This is a genomic window from Nocardioides sambongensis (genome assembly GCF_006494815.1).
In the GTDB taxonomy this organism is placed as follows: domain Bacteria; phylum Actinomycetota; class Actinomycetes; order Propionibacteriales; family Nocardioidaceae; genus Nocardioides; species Nocardioides sambongensis.
On record NZ_CP041091.1, the window covers coordinates 1,674,036 to 1,689,087 of the forward strand.

16 protein-coding genes are annotated in these 15,052 nt (G+C 66.7%); 13 read left to right on the top strand and 3 right to left on the bottom strand.

What is annotated here, in order from left to right:
- Nucleotides 1–39 precede the first annotated feature (39 nt).
- The 5 genes from FIV43_RS07830 to FIV43_RS07850 all read left to right on the top strand — a co-directional run bounded on the left by FIV43_RS07830 (nucleotide 40) and on the right by FIV43_RS07850 (nucleotide 4,534).
- Nucleotides 40–249 (top strand): hypothetical protein, encoded by a 210-nt coding sequence (locus FIV43_RS07830; protein WP_141013671.1) that lies wholly within the window; start codon nucleotides 40–42, stop codon nucleotides 247–249.
- Nucleotides 218–622, top strand: a complete 405-nt coding sequence (locus FIV43_RS07835; RefSeq protein WP_141013672.1) for a TadE/TadG family type IV pilus assembly protein — start codon at nucleotides 218–220, stop codon at nucleotides 620–622. Before FIV43_RS07830 ends, FIV43_RS07835 begins: the two co-directional genes overlap by 32 nt.
- The gene (locus tag FIV43_RS07840) at nucleotides 619–1,053 is read left to right on the top strand and encodes a TadE family protein (protein ID WP_231123822.1); all 435 of its coding nucleotides are present in this window, start codon (nucleotides 619–621) and stop codon (nucleotides 1,051–1,053) included. Before FIV43_RS07835 ends, FIV43_RS07840 begins: the two co-directional genes overlap by 4 nt.
- The gene (locus tag FIV43_RS07845) at nucleotides 1,050–1,469 is read left to right on the top strand and encodes a TadE/TadG family type IV pilus assembly protein (protein ID WP_231123823.1); all 420 of its coding nucleotides are present in this window, start codon (nucleotides 1,050–1,052) and stop codon (nucleotides 1,467–1,469) included. The genes FIV43_RS07840 and FIV43_RS07845 overlap by 4 nt, the downstream gene beginning before the upstream one ends.
- Nucleotides 1,470–1,630: 161 nt before the next feature.
- Nucleotides 1,631–4,534 carry a LysM peptidoglycan-binding domain-containing protein gene (locus tag FIV43_RS07850; RefSeq protein WP_181407716.1) on the top strand — a complete coding sequence of 968 codons (2,904 nt, stop codon included), beginning with the start codon at nucleotides 1,631–1,633 and terminating at the stop codon, nucleotides 4,532–4,534.
- A 202-nt stretch (nucleotides 4,535–4,736) separates the two neighbouring features.
- Here FIV43_RS07850 and FIV43_RS07855 read toward each other — a convergent pair whose 3' ends face one another.
- Nucleotides 4,737–5,252 carry a hypothetical protein gene (locus FIV43_RS07855; protein WP_141013674.1) on the bottom strand — a complete coding sequence of 172 codons (516 nt, stop codon included), beginning with the start codon at nucleotides 5,250–5,252 and terminating at the stop codon, nucleotides 4,737–4,739.
- A gap of 359 nt (nucleotides 5,253–5,611) precedes the next feature.
- On the opposite strand from FIV43_RS07855, the gene FIV43_RS07860 reads away from it, so the two are divergent.
- From FIV43_RS07860 to FIV43_RS07880, 5 genes are all read left to right on the top strand, one after another.
- Nucleotides 5,612–6,436, top strand: coding sequence for a bifunctional DNA primase/polymerase (locus FIV43_RS07860; protein WP_231123824.1), 825 nt, complete (start codon nucleotides 5,612–5,614; stop codon nucleotides 6,434–6,436).
- Between the two features lie 343 nt (nucleotides 6,437–6,779).
- Complete coding sequence (locus tag FIV43_RS07865) at nucleotides 6,780–7,625, top strand: serine/arginine repetitive matrix protein 2 (RefSeq protein ID WP_141012956.1); 846 nt, start codon at nucleotides 6,780–6,782, stop codon at nucleotides 7,623–7,625.
- Nucleotides 7,626–7,677: 52 nt separating this feature from the next.
- The gene (locus FIV43_RS07870) at nucleotides 7,678–8,619 is read left to right on the top strand and encodes a ParB N-terminal domain-containing protein (RefSeq protein ID WP_231123825.1); all 942 of its coding nucleotides are present in this window, start codon (nucleotides 7,678–7,680) and stop codon (nucleotides 8,617–8,619) included.
- Between the two features lie 354 nt (nucleotides 8,620–8,973).
- Complete coding sequence (locus tag FIV43_RS07875) at nucleotides 8,974–9,333, top strand: hypothetical protein (protein ID WP_141012954.1); 360 nt, start codon at nucleotides 8,974–8,976, stop codon at nucleotides 9,331–9,333.
- 3 nt (nucleotides 9,334–9,336) lie between these two features.
- Nucleotides 9,337–10,938: a M23 family metallopeptidase gene (locus FIV43_RS07880; RefSeq protein WP_141013675.1), complete on the top strand. Its 1,602-nt coding sequence runs from the start codon at nucleotides 9,337–9,339 to the stop codon at nucleotides 10,936–10,938.
- A 7-nt stretch (nucleotides 10,939–10,945) separates the two neighbouring features.
- Here FIV43_RS07880 and FIV43_RS07885 read toward each other — a convergent pair whose 3' ends face one another.
- Together FIV43_RS07885 and FIV43_RS07890 are read right to left on the bottom strand one after the other, a co-directional pair.
- Nucleotides 10,946–11,221, bottom strand: a complete 276-nt coding sequence (locus FIV43_RS07885) for a hypothetical protein (protein ID WP_141013676.1) — start codon at nucleotides 11,219–11,221, stop codon at nucleotides 10,946–10,948.
- 6 nt (nucleotides 11,222–11,227) lie between these two features.
- Complete coding sequence (locus tag FIV43_RS07890; RefSeq protein ID WP_141013677.1) at nucleotides 11,228–13,261, bottom strand: DNRLRE domain-containing protein; 2,034 nt, start codon at nucleotides 13,259–13,261, stop codon at nucleotides 11,228–11,230.
- Between the two features lie 327 nt (nucleotides 13,262–13,588).
- On the opposite strand from FIV43_RS07890, the gene FIV43_RS07895 reads away from it, so the two are divergent.
- The 3 genes from FIV43_RS07895 to FIV43_RS22165 all read left to right on the top strand — a co-directional run bounded on the left by FIV43_RS07895 (nucleotide 13,589) and on the right by FIV43_RS22165 (nucleotide 15,019).
- Nucleotides 13,589–13,864, top strand: a complete 276-nt coding sequence (locus tag FIV43_RS07895) for a DUF6112 family protein (protein ID WP_231123826.1) — start codon at nucleotides 13,589–13,591, stop codon at nucleotides 13,862–13,864.
- Between the two features lie 71 nt (nucleotides 13,865–13,935).
- Nucleotides 13,936–14,238, top strand: coding sequence for a DUF6112 family protein (locus tag FIV43_RS07900; RefSeq protein ID WP_141013679.1), 303 nt, complete (start codon nucleotides 13,936–13,938; stop codon nucleotides 14,236–14,238).
- A 16-nt stretch (nucleotides 14,239–14,254) separates the two neighbouring features.
- On the top strand, nucleotides 14,255–15,019 hold the full coding sequence (locus FIV43_RS22165; RefSeq protein ID WP_231123827.1) for a hypothetical protein: 765 nt from the start codon (nucleotides 14,255–14,257) through the stop codon (nucleotides 15,017–15,019).
- Nucleotides 15,020–15,052: the final 33 nt, after the last annotated feature.

Sequence of the window (15,052 nt, forward strand, 5' to 3'; positions counted from 1 at the left end):
CCACACCGGCTCTACGAGCCCCAGCCGAAAGGAACGCACATGACCCGCCTCTTCGCCGTCCTGCTGGCGGCAAGACTCGCGCTCGAGTCACGCGGCCGACGAACCGCCCGAGCCGCCCGAGCCGCCAGTCAACGCGGATCGGTCACCACCGAACACGTCCTGTGGGCAGTCGCTGTCCTGGCCATCGCCGGGATCGTGATCGCAGCCGTCCGGGCCTATGTCAAAGCTCAGGCCGGGGCGCTGGAGTAGGCGGTACGAGCGCGGCTCCGCGTCGATCCAGCTCGTCATCCTGCTCCCGGCACTGTTCGGCATCCTTTTCCTGGGCATGCAGGCCGCGCTCTACCACCACGCCCGCACCGTCGCCATCGCGGCGGCCCAAGAAGGTGCCCGCGCGGCGGCAGCCGAGCACGGAACCGCCACGAACGGCGTGCGCGACGCGAAGTCCTTCATCGCCGAAGCCGGCGGGAACGACGTACTGCCCCACTCCTCAGCATCCGCCTCACGCACACCCACGACCGTCACCGTGACCGTCACCGGGAGAAGCCTCAGCGTGATCCCCGGCTGGAACCCCCTGATCCGGCAGAGCGCCAGCGCGCCGATCGAACAGGTCACCGCGCCGTGAGCCGTATCGGAACACGTCCCGCGCGGGGCTCCGCGGCAGTCGAGGCGGCGCTCGTCGTACCGGCCTTCCTCCTGCTGGTCGGTCTGATCGTGTACGGCGGACGCACCGCCATCACCCATCAGTCCCTCGAAACCGCCGCGAGCAATGCCGCACGCTCGGGCTCCATCGAACGATCCGCCCCTGAAGCCGCCAGAGCGGCGGAGGCGGCCGCCCGCACGAGCATCGCGAAGCAAGACATCCCCTGCGTCACCGTTCACGTCACCTCCGACCTGTCCGGGTTCCGCACCCCGGTCGGCACCGACGCGACGTTCGACGTCACCGTCTCCTGCCGCCTCGACCTCTCCGACCTCGCGGTCCCCGGGGTGCCCGGCAGCCGGGTGCTGACCGCATCGATATCCAGCCCCATCGACACCTGGCGGGAACGGTCGTGAACCGCGACGACGAGCGCGGCTCGGTGAGCGTGTGGGTAGCGACCGCCACGGTCGCGATGATCGTGCTCGTCGGCCTGGCCGTTGATCTCGGCGGACAGGTCCACACCCGCCAGCGAGTCCACGACGTCGCCGCCCAGGCCGCCCGCGCCGGCGGCGAGCAGGTGCAGGCAGCACCAGCGGTCCAAGGTCGATACGTGAGGATCGACGCCGGATCGGCACGGTCCGCCGCTCAGGAGTACCTCCGCGCCGCCGGCGTGAGCGGCACCGTCACCATCACCGCCGGCGACACCATCACGGTCACCGTCCGCGACACCTACGACACGCAGTTCCTCCCGATCATCGGCGTCCGTCGCCTCGAGGTCGGCGCGACCGCCTCTGCACGTCTGGTTCGCACCCTTGGAGGGTCCGAACAATGAGGACAATCCGGCAACGCACCATCGGCCTCGCCGCCGTCGTCACCCTCGCCCTGATCCTGATCGGGCCGCCCGTCACGCTGTGGCGTCTCGGCGCGGTGCCCGCTAGTGACGACTTCACCGTCGAGACTCTGAGCGGCCCCGACGACGGCAGCCTCGCCGTGGTGGTGCTCGGGATCGTGGCATGGTGCGCGTGGGCGGTGATCGCTGCTTGCGTCGTCCTCGACCTGGGTGCCCGCATCAACGGGACATCGGTCCGTCGCATCCCAGGTCTCCTGCTCCCGCAACTCACCGCCGGACGCCTCATCACGCTCTCCGCGCTGCTGTTCATATCGCTCCCCGCGCCCATTGCGAACCGAGCGTCAGTGCCCCCGACCGACCTCACCACTTCCGCAGCAACTGCCGCCCCGGCTGCCGCACCGACCAAGGCCCCCGTGCCTGTGTCGAAGCCGTCCACCGCGGAGGTTGCCCCGAGCGCTGCGCCCGACACCCGACCCACCCGACCCACCCGACCCACCCAGACCTACGTCGTCAAGCGCGGCGACAGCCTGTGGCGCATCGCCGAACAGCACCTCGGCAACGGCCGCAGATACGACGAGATCGTCGCCCTCAATGGCCAGCTCCTCAACGGCGAACCCGACTTCATCACACCGGGCACCGTCCTCCGGCTCCCCGCCGCCGAGCAGCCAGACGGCAGCACCTACGTGGTGCAGCAGGGCGACACCCTCTCCGAGATCGCCGAAGAGCGCATCGGAGACGCGGCTGCCTACCCGCGGATCGTGGAGGCCTCCGACGACACCGTGCAACCGGACGGCGCACGACTCCGTGATCCGGACCTGATCAGACCTGGATGGAACCTCACCATCCCGCACCACGGGCCACCATCGACGACGGAGCCTGATGGCGGATCAGCCACACAGAACGTGCCTCCCCGGCCAGGCCGCGGCGACGCCACCCGAACTCCAGCCCCGCCCCCTGCTCCTGGCGCTCATCCTGCCGATGCGCCGACATCGCCGCCGTCGTCGTCGGAGGCCACTTCCGACGTCGTACCGGGCTGGGTGTTGCCAGGCCTCACCGGCACCGGCGCCGTCCTCGCCGGCTCGCTCCTCCTCGTCTTGCGCCAGCACCGCCGTACCCAACTCCGCTACCGACGCCCCGGCCGCATCGTCGCCCCGCCGCCCGACGAACTCAGACCAGCGGAGAAGACGGCCCAGGTCACCGGAAGCGTCAGCGCACCGAAGGTCGACGTCCTCGACCGCGCGCTGCGCGATCTCGCAGCCGCAGGTCCTGCCCCACGGGTCGAGATCGCGTTCCTCGACGACGACCTGATCTCGCTGTCCCTCGCCCAGGAACAGGCCCTGCCACCACCCTGGACTGGGGCCGGACGGTCCTGGAAGGTGCCGCTCACCGCGGACTTCACGCGCGCCGACGGCACAGACCCGCCGTATCCACTGCTCGTCAGCGTCGGCGCCGCAGAAGGTCGGCTGGTGTTGGTGAACCTCGAGGAACTGCGCTGCACCTCCCTCACCGGCCAGCCGTCGCGCTGCCTCGACCTCGGACGCCACATCGCCGCCGAACTGTCCCTCAACCCCTGGGCGACCCTCGTGGAGATCGACACACTCGGCCTGGGCACCGAACTCGCCACCATCGACCCGCTACGCCTCCACACCCACGAAGCCGAGGACGCACACTTCCTCGAACAACTCACCGCAGAGCTCGAGTCCGAGGCGACCGACATCGAACCCGACCGCTTCCGCGCCCTCGTCGCCACCACTTCCCACAACGACCCCGACCGCGTACGACGCATCGCCAAGATCGTCAGCAACCGCGACGGTCGCCCCGCAACCGCGGTGATGGCCATCGGACGTGTGCCGCTCGTGGACGACGTACAGCTGACGGTCGACAGCGAAGGACGAGCCTCACTCCCCCGGCTCGACCTCACCTTCACCGCGGCCGGACTGAGCGCTGACGAAGCCGCCGCATGCGCCGCCATCGTCGACCTCACGCGCGATGTCGACGACGCACCCATCCCCGTCGACACCAACGACAGCGGCAGACTCACCGACCAATCCGGCGCGCTACGCAACGAAGTCACCGAACCACGGACCCACGAACCGCCGGGCGATGAATCACTGCTGCCCGACACCACCGAGGCCTACGTACAAAAGGCAGCCACCACCTCCGACGACATCGAAAGGCTCGCTCCCGTCGTCCCCGCAGCGGTCAAGAAAGTAGTCCTCGAAAAGGACCCGACTCTGGATGCAGCCGTGTCCCGCTGGTTCGACGCGGGCGAGCCAGTGCCGCGGCTCATGCTCCTCGGCCCCGTCAACGCCCGCGGGACCGGCGACGCCAAAGCCGTCGCACGACGCAAGCCCTACTACGTCGAACTCCTCGCCTACCTCGCCCTCCACCCGCACGGCGTCACCAGCAGCCAAGTCGGCGATGCCTTCGGCATCCGCCCGGACCGCGCCCGCACCGACCTCGCCATGATCCGCCGCTGGCTCGGCACCAACCCCACCACCGGTACGCAGTTCCTACCAAGTGCACGATCACAGCAACGACGCGGCGCTGCAGGCGGCGCGATCTACCGGCTCGAAGGCGTCCTCACCGACGTCGACATCTTCCGCCGCCTCCGCGCCCGCGGCCAGGCCCGTGGTGGAGCCGGGATCGAGGACCTCGCCACCGCCCTCCGCCTGGTCTCCGGCGAACCATTCACCGCCACCCGCCCCGCCGGATGGAGCTGGCTCCTCGACGAAGACCGCCTCGACCACATCATGACCTGCGCCATCGTCGACGTCGCCCACATCGTCACCACCCATGCCCTCGCCACCAACGACCTCCAACTCGCCCGGTTCGCTACGGACGTATCTCACCTTGCCGCGCCGGACGACGAGGTCGCCCAGCTCGACCGGATCGAAGTCGCCCGAGCGTCCGGGCGTGTCGACATCGCAGACCGGGTGGTCGCGGAGCGCATCCTCAACCGAGCTGACGACATACTCGGCGCGGTTGAGACGTCCTCACGCACTCGCGCCGTGCTGGAACACCCAGGCGCTGCTTCCGCATCCTGAGGCGTGGCGAGAATCGATGCGAAGCCACCGCAGCGCAACTCGTTCGGCCGGTTCAACTCCTCATCGACGTCGACCCAGGAGCAGACCCCCCACTCCCTAAGGGTGCTGTCCTGCGGAGCTGACCTGACGCATGGGAGTCTCCGGCCAAGGTCACCCGATTTACCTAGTGGCCGCAATGCCCGGAATGGCTTCGTGTCGATGTTCAACCGCTCAACTCACCGGACGATGTCAACGTCCAGCGCTCGCCATGTCCATCGGAGAAGCGTGCCTCCCAGACCGGCGTCAACCGCCCTACGTCGTCTGGGGTATAGATCACTTCGGTGCCACGAGGAGCAAGTGCCCACCTCTGCGAGCCCATGGGTAGCAACTCCCGTACGCGGAAGGTCCGTTCGGCTGTAAGCAAGTTGAGCGGATCGGGCTGGAACTCCCTCAGAACCACCTCGATGTCTCGGTATACAGAGGCAGCGCTCGCGTTGATGCATTCGAGAACGGGCTCGACGTACCGCTGCGCGAACCCCTCCTCACCAAGCACGGTCCAGGTCACCCCGATGGACAGGCCGCGACCTCGCTCGATTCGACGGTCTTCGGCGGCTTCGTTCCGCTGGCGCCGTGCCTCGTTGGCCGATCGGTTCGCTGCGATTGCCGAGGTCCAGCTAGCCGCGGCCGCCGCCAATGCAACAACCAGCAACCCAAGTGAGATCACATCGCGAACATCCATCTCTAGCCTCCGTGTGCTGTCTGTCATCGCGGTCGCCCACTGGGCTCTGCCAACCATTCTCCGTGATTCACGGCAAATCGACCGCGCCCACCAATCTCTTGCCACCGGAGGGGACGGCGTTGCCAGGGAGTGACGGACAGCAGGAACGCCCACCCGGCTCACTGTGAGCGAGACACCCAGCGCGTCCAGAAGGTCTGGACTAGGGAACGGGCCTGACCTGCAAGGACACGGCTTGCCATTCAGTTACCAGACGGTAGGGGGAACGATCTCAGACACGTTCTCCCGCCAGCGTGGCTGGCATGGATACAACATGGGGAACGCCCACGATGGCGGCCGGACTAGATCTGTCGACGGCCGCCATGCGATACGCAACCGCCGATCTCCCGGTCTTTCCTTGTGCGCCTGGAGCCAAACGGCCGCTTACGAAGAGCGGATTCCACGACGCAACCACATCTGCACGAACGGTAGCCGAGTGGTGGCGTCGTACGCCCGAGGCGAACATCGGCATCCCGACGGGACGGCTGTCGGGAATGGATGTGGTGGATGTCGATGTTCATGGATCCGGAAGTGGGTATCCGGCGTTCGAGCGTGCTCGTGCGGCGGGGATTTCTGATGGGTGGGCCTGGCTGGTTCGGACTCCGTCGGGCGGAATGCATGCGTACTACCTCCGCTCCGCCCGGGGTGACGCTGTCAGAGGCGGCGAGCAGAGGTCGTGGCAAGCGCCGTCGGCTCACGTCGACTTCCGAGGCGACGGTGGATACGTCGTCGCCCCGCCGTCGCGCCTGAGTATCGACGGCGTCCGAACCGCCTATGCGGTGATCGCGACCGCGACCCACGAGGCCCGTCCGCTCGACGCTCAACGTCTGCGGAATCTTCTCGAACCGCCACGACCGGCTCCCCCGCGAGCGCCTACCCGGGCGTTGGGTAGTCCGGAGGGTCTGGCGAACTACGTCGCCTCACGTCCCGAGGGCGAACGCAACCGAGGGTTGTTCTGGGCGGCATGCCGGATGGTGGAGGAGGGCCACGGGTTCGACACGACCCGCTCGATCCTCGGTGATGCCGCGCGGTCTGCGGGGCTGCCCGAGCGCGAGACCGAGTCGACGATTCGGTCGGCGTACCGAATCGCCCAACCAGGTTCCACGAGTCGCACCGTCGCGCCTCAGTCGACGGCGGTGACGCTGTGAACACCGACGCCCACTACGAGCGCAGGTCTGCGACTCCAGCGTCCGACCCTGCTGAGTCGACCGCTCTCGACGCCGACTCCGATCGTCTGGCGCGCCACCGCGATCCGTCATTGCATCTCTCACCTGGCCTGCCCACCCAGCCCACCCAGTCGTCCCCGGGCGGGCGGTCGATCGCATGGGTCCGACCGAGCGAGTTGCCGACCACGGTCGGCTCGCCGGCGGTGGCACGCGGCGCAGCCGTCGAGGAGGCGGCCATCCGTGGAGTGCGCCGCGCTCCCTCACACATCGCCCGCGCCGCGATCGCGCGTCGTCATACCACCCCACGACAGGAAGGTCTGGAACGTTGAGCACCGACTACCGAACCTCTGAAGGCCTCCGAGCGCTGCTAATGCGCCTCGACGCCGACGGCGCGGACGCGTGGCGCGACGACCGGGAGGCACGCGACCTGATGTGCTTCGCAATGGAGAAGTACGGCGCCCTGGCGCACCGCCACGGCATGGAGGCCGAGGACGCCGCCTATGCAGCGTTCGAGGTATTGCGCACTCCGGCCGTCCGACGGGCCGAGGACCCGTGGGCCGTGGTCACCCGTGCGGTGCAGGTGACGCTGATCGCGGACGAACGCGCCGCTGGACTGGTGTGCTCCACCGCGGCCGCGCGCCACCTGGTCCATCACGACTGCCACGACGCCCGACGGATCTTCGACCGCGACGACCTGCTGTGCAACTACCACCCCGTCTTCCAGCTGCCTGCCGCCGAAGACGAGGCCGAACTCGACCCCGACGACACACCTGCAAGCACGGCAGACGAGCCGACCAACGCCTTCCAGGCGATCGACATCGCAGTCGCTCTGTTCGTCCGTCTCGGGTGGCCCCCGCAGACCGCTCGCTTCGCGCTGGAGTACATCTGCACCCGCCTGGTGCTGGCGGGCAGCCGCTCCACTGCGCACGAGTACCTCCGCCGCGACTACCACGCGCTGGCACAGCTCGACCTCGACCGCCGCGGATGGGCCGCGCTCCTGCGGGTGGTCCTCGGCAGCCCCGAGCCCCACCTCGCTCACACCCGCGTCGGGCACGGCGTACTGCAGCGAATCCTGTGCGACGAGCGGCAGGCAGAGCTCCTGCGCGATGACGACCTCGTGCTCGCGATCATCAGAGCCATCCCCGGTCGGGCCCGGAGCTCCCATGCCTGACAAGGGTCACATCGAGCTTCAACGCGCGGTGGCCTCGATCGTTGTCGGGGTCGTGCACCGCACCGACATCGGAGACCTCGAGCCGCTGAAGGCGTCGATCGAGCGACTGGGCCTCCTCCAGCCGATCACCATCGCGCCCGACGGCACGCTCATCTGCGGTCGACGACGCCTCGAAGCCATCCGCGAACTCGGATGGACGACGGTGAAGGTCTGGGTGCGCACCGGGCTCTCCGACCGGCTGCACAGCCTGCTGGCGTGGCAGGACGAGAACACCCTGCACAAGCCGCTGACCGAGCTCGAAGCAGCTCGACTCTTCCGAGAGCTCAACGCGGCCATGAAGGAGGACAGCCAGCGCCGCCAGGAAGCCACCCAGTTCAAAGGCTCCATGGACACCGAAGACCGGACCGATGCGACCTCCGAAGGTGAAACTGAAAGCGGCAGAGGTGACGGTGGTGTTGAGTCAACACCACCGTCGTCGCTGGCCGGGAAGACACGCTCCCAGGCGGCTCGGGCGGTCACCGGAGTGGATTCCCATCAGCGGCTGGAGCGCATCAACGACCTCGCCGACCTCGCCAGCGACACCGCCGTGGCGCTCAAGATCCGAGAGGTGGCCCAGGCCGGGCTGGACGAGATCGATGCCGGCAAGCCCGTCGCCCCGATCTACGAACACGTCATGGCGTTGAAGCGGGAGGAGGACGAGGCCGAGCTCGACCGGCTCGCGCGGGAGGCGCTCGAACGGGTCAAACAGCCGCGGTCTCGTCGCAAGGTCTCCAAGGAGGTGGCCCAGCGCAAGCGATCGGTCCGGGGTTTCGTTCACACCTGGACCGACATGAACGGATGGTCTGCCAGGTACGACGCCGAGGAGATCGGCGTCCTGCTCGATGACGAACAGTGGGCGCTGTTCGAGCGCGTTGTCGACGAGACCGCTGCGTTTCACCGTGCGGCCGCGGACGCGCGGTCGGCGCGGGTGACGAGTACCGTCGCGGCGAGCTGAGAGATCGTCATGCTCGTGCAACGCCCGGAGTCGCTCGTACGCCGGCGCCTGGTCATCGCCGTGGTCAGCGGACTCCTCTTGCTGGTGGCTATCGGTGCGTGGATCTTCCTCACCCCCACACACGGGGGTGGGTCGAACCCGCCGGGCCAGGTGGGCAGTCAACCGACAGCGTCCGCGCCGGAGGTTGGCGACAACCACGGGGAGGGGCCACCGCACGCGACGGCTGATGAGCTTCCGCCGTTGGACTCGACCAGTGACCCGGAAGTCTTTGCGCGCTCCGTGGCCGAAGCGTTGTTCTCGTGGGACACCACCTCGCAGGTGCCCCCGGCGAGGTACGCGGGGCGGCTGGTTGGGGTGGCCGACCCCACCGGTGAGTCTGCACCCGGTCTGGTGGCCGACGTGGCGGCGTACTTGCCGACCGACGAGGCGTGGGCGATGCTGCGCGCCTACGCGACGCGGCAATGGCTCGAGATCACCTCCTCCGAGGTCCCCTCGCTATGGGCGCAGGCGCTCGAGGAGGCCGGCCCGAGCGGGCTGGCACCGGGCACCGTCGCCTACACGATCCAGGGCATCCGCCACCGCAGCGGCGTCTGGGAGGGCGCAGCAGTGAGCAGTGAGCATTCGGTGGCCTTCACCGTCTTCGTCGTCTGCGGACCCAGCTATCCCGAGTGTCACCTGCTGCGGCTGTCTCGACTCGACGAGCCGCTGGAGTGAGCGGTGATCAAGGTCGTGGTCGGGCTCAGCCTGACCGGGCTGCTGTTGGGGCCGGCGGCAGTCCTGATCGGGATCGGGGTGCTCCTCAACCCCGCTGCGCAGGCCACCTGCCCCACTCCGGTCGGCAATGTCTCGATCGGCCCGGTACCCAACCAGTTCACCGGCCGCCTCGCCGACGGCACCCGCGTCACGCTCGGCCGCCAACAGCTACGGCACGCGGCCATCATCATCGCTATCGGCAGCCAGACTGCCGGCGTCGGTTCCGACGGCATCACCGTCGCGCTGATGGCCGGGCTGACCGAGTCCTGGCTCAGGATGCTCGCCAACCCCACGGCGTACCCCGAGTCCACGCGCTATCCCAACGACGGCAGCGGCGCCGACAGCGACTCGCTCGGCATCTTCCAGATGCGCCCCACTGCCGGATGGGGCACCGTTCCGGAACTGATGGACCCGACCTACCAGGCACGCGCCTTCTACGGCGGAGCCAACGGCCCGAACCACGGCTCTCCGCGCGGCCTCCTCGATATCCCCGGATGGCGAGCAATGTCCAAGGGCGCGGCAGCGCAGGCAGTCGAGGTCTCGGCGTACCCCGACCGCTACACGAACACGATGCCCCTCGCCCTCACGATCCTCGACCGGCTGACATCCACATCACCACGGGCCACCAACCTGCCGCCCACCTCACGCGTCGTCTTCCCACTCCCCCAAGGCACCTGGCACAAGACATCCACCTACGGCCCACGGATCGACCCGATCACCGGCGACCGCTCCGTCCACACCGGCGTCGACTACGCCGCGCCCGCCGGCACACCCATCCTCGCCATCGCCGACGGCACCGTGCTCTTCGCCGGCGCCGTCTCCTCCGGCTACGCACACCTGATCCTGATCCAACACCGGATCGGCGGGCGTCAGCTGGTCTCTGGCTACGCCCACATGTACGCCGACGGCATCGACGTACGGAAAGGCCAGACCATCACCGCAGGTCAACGGATCGGCGTCGTCGGCGCAGACGGCAAGGCCACCGGCCCTCATCTCCACTTCGAGATCCGGGTCGGCGGCCCCAACGGTTCGACCATCAATCCGGAGCCCTGGCTCGCCCACCACGACGCCGCCGAAGGACCACCCGCGTCATCTGGCGACACGGCAGAGTGCGCCCCCGACTCCCCCGCACGCCCTGCACTACCTTTCCCCGGCGGCAACCCCAACCGCCTCGTCGACGACCCCACTACCGGCGGTCGGATCACCGCCCGCATGGCCTACGTCCTCGGCCAGGCCCGACGTCAGTTCCCGACCTCGCAGTGGTCATGCTGGCGCTCCGACAACCCCGTCTCCGACCACCCCCACGGCCGGGCCTGCGACGGTACCTTCGGCAACCCCATCGGCACCCGCGCCACCGGCCCCGCCCTCGACCTCGGCTGGCGCGTCACGAACTGGCTCCAAACCAACGCCCGCACACTCGGCGTCGCCTACCTCATCTGGCAAGGAAAGATCTGGTCGGTCGCCCGAGCCGACGAAGGCTGGCGCAGCTACGACGGCGGCGGGCGGTACAACCCAGCCGACGTCACCGGCGGCCACTGGGACCACCTGCACCTCTCCGTGAGCTGACGACACCTCAGACTTCGTCACCCGAGTCCGATTCGACAACGTCGCGGCCCGACTGCCGCGCCCTCATTAAGACCAGATTCGCGTGCACGCCCCGCAGCAACCTTCCGCGACCCGGAAACCATCGGACCTGTTTTCTGAATTCCTTGCGAAATGCCACGAAGGTGGCTTCGACATCGACCAAGCCATCGGAATCCACGTGCATCTGCGTACTGATGGCATCATCCAGATTGCCCGAAATCAATCTGGACGCTTGAGCCGCGCGAGCCTTACGACGACGAAACATGAAGTGTCAGCTCACCGTGAAGTACCGCGGACGGGTCGTGACCAGATGAATCCTACCTGGACCCAGTAGTTGAACCATGAAGTACCCGCCCGTGGGACGAACTGGACTGAAAGCAGAATTTGTGTCGTTGAAGCATCCACCCGACGGGCCTCGCCAGCTAAAATCGGTAATGTACGGCGGCGATCCCGTGGCAACAGCTGCAATCACACTGCAGGCCGCAAGTCTAACACCTGAGCAGGAAGACGCCGCGGAAACGTGAATATCGGCCGCATAGGGCCAGAATCCGAGTCTCTTCTTTCGAATCCAGCTAACTTTTGTCGAATATGAGCAGCGCCAGGCCGCAGCAACCTCGTCGGCAGAACCCGCAGGATCGAGTTCTGGCAACGAAGCGGGCGGTGGATCTTGCAGCATCTGCTCGGCCGCCGAGAGGGCTCCCTGCACGTCCTCTGCACTGAGGTCCTGATAGTTGGCGTCCGTCTCATACAAGGTCTCCAAGTCAGCGATAGTCTCCTCGATATCAACTGAACCATCGGCACTGAAACTCGTCGCAACCACATCGACCGGAAGGTCCTCGTATGCGATCTGGGCATTCTCACTGAGCAACACGCCGTCGGCGCACGACGGGCCGGCTGGATCGGACGCACACGGATCCTCGGACACACCCACGTCGAACGTGATGTCGAGTACCGGACGCTTCGCCACGGAGGCATTCAACGTATAGAAACGCACAGTTCGATTGACGCCGTCGGTCTTCTTACGAACAAGAACGCCATGATTTGCCTTGCCGCCCTGCACCCACTCTGCAGCAATGGCTGTCACGTCGAACGTCTTATATCCAGACGAGCTGCCCGAAAGGCTAAGTCCCGCCTGTCCAGAGGTCTGCCAGGACCCGCCCGGCGACGACCACAATCCAGTAGCGCCGGCAACTCTCCGATTCCAGCTGACTTCGGCCGGAGTCCAGTTCTCTGTGAGACGCCTAGCGACGAACTCCCCACTACCAGATCCCGCAGAGTGAGCTGAGTCCAAGTAGAGTTGCAACGTCGCATTCGTGACCCACGCATCTGACGGAAGGGCAGGGAGCGCGAACCGAAGAACCGCTCGCTTCTGCTGACCAGTTGCGCCACCGACCCGGACATAGTCGCCACCGGCGAAGTTTTCGGTTGGGCTGTTCTCCCCAATCCAGCTGTCAGCGGATGGCGCCGGTAACGTCACAGACGGATCAATCAACACCGGATAGACGCGATCAGGATCGACCAGCCATGAATACTCGGGAACAACACGCAGGCTCCAGCCATCCTCGGTCCTATCGAGGTCATACTTGATGGCGCTACTCGTCCCTGGCCTGGGTGATGCAGAGTCGACCATGTACGGCGGCGGTATCGAGAACCGCAACTGACCAGACCCGCTGAGAATATCGACGGCACCATTTTCAGTCAGTTCTGGGTGAAGGTCGTCACTTAGCTCCAAGGAGAAGGACCAGATAGACGCAGCCCGACTTGGAACGGACTGCAGTGTTATTGACTCCTTGAGGCCGTCTGGCGTCACTTCGTATACAGCCTGCGCATCTCGGGCAGTTTCATAGGTGGCGATGTTGTAGTCGACCGAAGGGGCACCGAGAAGGTCATCCATTTGAAACTCAACCTGCGAACTGCCGGAGGCTATCCTTACCGGCTCTTCGCCGCCATCTTCAGGGAGTTCAAGGTCGAACGAGTTTCCGGCATTCTCGACCGCTACACCGTTCTCTCCCGACCGAACAAACGAGCTGTCGATCGGCCTCCAGGTACCACTGTCGTTGTAGTTTGCCCGTGTGCCGTCCGATATCAGTCGATAACTGCCATCCGAAGTCTCGTACGCACTAACAGTTTCTGTGGTTAAGTGCTGAACCAGGGCAGCCGTCTGCCCTCCAGGGGCAGCGTCGGAGACCACGCCGTCACGGGGCGCGCCTTGTGCGCTTCTTAACGGGAGAACCAACGCAGCGGCGATGAGTAGCAGGAGGCACGTGTTGCGCCCATTCAATAGCGGGTTGCCTCGGTTGGTCATCGACACTCCAGTAGCTTCGACTCAGCATCGGCGGAGTCCGACATGCTGATAGTGGACCGCACTGGCTCCAGTTCGGAATCCCCCCATGCAGAATCGGGACATAGTCCCAAAGAGCCGACGGTGGTTGACCGGGCACGCGACCAGAGGCGACGGTGCGCAGGTTCAGCTTGGTTCGCCGACACTGCTCTGAGGCTGACGTAGCGCGGCATCGCCAGACGCGGATCTGTTTTGACGTATTCGGGTCCCTGCCACATACCGGCAGGGTGACTTCACGCGGTGAACTCCAGTCAGGGGTGCCGTAGGCACCTCGTTCGCATGGAACCGGTCGTGGACAGCCTCGATATCCGTCCCAACTTGGACGCGGTTTACGGCTCTCCGGAGCTGCGCGAGATCGTCGGCGCTCTGCTGACCTTTGGGCTGTTGATCGCGGTACTGATGCTCATCATCTGCGCCAGCACCTGGGCGGTAGCGTCCGCCCACGGCAGCTGGCAGACGGCCGCTCGCGCGAAGACGGGTCTGATCGTGGCGCTGGGCGGCGTCGTACTGCTCGGTGGAGCGTTGATCTGGGCGAACTGGCTGCTCGACCTCGGCGCTTCTCTCTGACGACCCGCGTCCGGGCGGGTCGTCGTACCTGAGGGATGTCGTACGACCGCCCCGCTGCCGAGGAGTCCGTCATGATCACGCGTTTCGTCTGGCTTCTGCCGCTGGACATCAAGATCAAGCCGAACGGCAGTGGGTTGCCGGGGATCAGCCAGTTGCGTTCGATCGTCGGTGCTTCGATGACGGTCGGGCTGATCCTCGCGGTCCTGGCTCTGGTGATCTCGGCGATCGTGTGGGCGTTGGGCGCGAACTCCTCCAACCCGCACCTGGCGGGCCGGGGGAAGGTCGGCGTACTCGCCGGGTTGGTCGCTGCGATCGTGTGTGGCGCGTCGGTGGCGTTGGTGAACTTCTTCTGGAACGTCGGCCAGGCCGTCTGACCACCGGGGCATCGACATGGCTGACGTGTGTGACCTTCCGGTCATCTCCAAGGTGTGCAGCTCGGCTGGCGACGCGGCTGGCAGCCTGGTGAAGGCGCCGTTCGACTGGCTGGCCGAGGCGATGGGCAACGCTGCGGAGTGGATGTTCATCAGCGTGTGGCAGGTGTTCGACTCCACCACGTTCGTCGACGTCGCCAGCGGGGAGTTCCGAATGGTCTACAGCATCCTGTTCGGCGTCGCGGTCCTCATCATGCTGGGCTTCTTCATCCTGCAGGTCATCGGAGGCATGATCCGCCGCGAGCCCGCCGCCCTGACCCGTGCTGCGCTCGGTCTTGCCAAGTCGATCCTGGGTTCGTGCGTGGCGCTCACGCTGCTGGCCGCGGCACTCGAGATCACCGACCAGCTCTGCATCGGGATCGTGAAGGCCGCCGGCACGAACATGGACGAGATGGGCGACCGGATCGCTCTGCTCGCGGCCAGCCTCACCGCGCTCACCATCGCCCAACCCGGCGCGGGCGCGATCGTGACGATCTTCATCGCCGGACTCGCCATCGGCGCCGCGGTCCTGGTGTGGATCAGCCTGCTGGTGCGCAAGGCACTGCTGCTGATCGCGATCGTGTTCGCTCCGATCGCGCTCGCCGGCGCGAGCTGGGACCACACCCGGACATGGGTGAGCCGGTGGGCATCGTTCGTGCTCGCGATGATCCTGTCCAAGGTCGTGATCGTGGTGATCTTCCTGCTTGCCACCGCCCAGGTCTCCGCCCCATCGATGCGGATCTGAAGTCGGTCAGTGAGCCGCTTGCCGGGGTGGTCC

Coding starts and splice junctions, on each gene's coding strand:
- FIV43_RS07830 (WP_141013671.1), top strand. CDS start 40: ATGACCCGCCTCTTCGCCGTCCTGCTGGCGGCAAGACTCGCGCTCGAG.
- FIV43_RS07835 (WP_141013672.1), top strand. CDS start 218: ATGTCAAAGCTCAGGCCGGGGCGCTGGAGTAGGCGGTACGAGCGCGGC.
- FIV43_RS22165 (WP_231123827.1), top strand. CDS start 14,255: ATGGCTGACGTGTGTGACCTTCCGGTCATCTCCAAGGTGTGCAGCTCG.
- FIV43_RS07900 (WP_141013679.1), top strand. CDS start 13,936: ATGATCACGCGTTTCGTCTGGCTTCTGCCGCTGGACATCAAGATCAAG.
- FIV43_RS07885 (WP_141013676.1), bottom strand. CDS start 11,221: ATGTTTCGTCGTCGTAAGGCTCGCGCGGCTCAAGCGTCCAGATTGATT.
- FIV43_RS07890 (WP_141013677.1), bottom strand. CDS start 13,261: ATGACCAACCGAGGCAACCCGCTATTGAATGGGCGCAACACGTGCCTC.
- FIV43_RS07860 (WP_231123824.1), top strand. CDS start 5,612: ATGCGATACGCAACCGCCGATCTCCCGGTCTTTCCTTGTGCGCCTGGA.
- FIV43_RS07855 (WP_141013674.1), bottom strand. CDS start 5,252: ATGGATGTTCGCGATGTGATCTCACTTGGGTTGCTGGTTGTTGCATTG.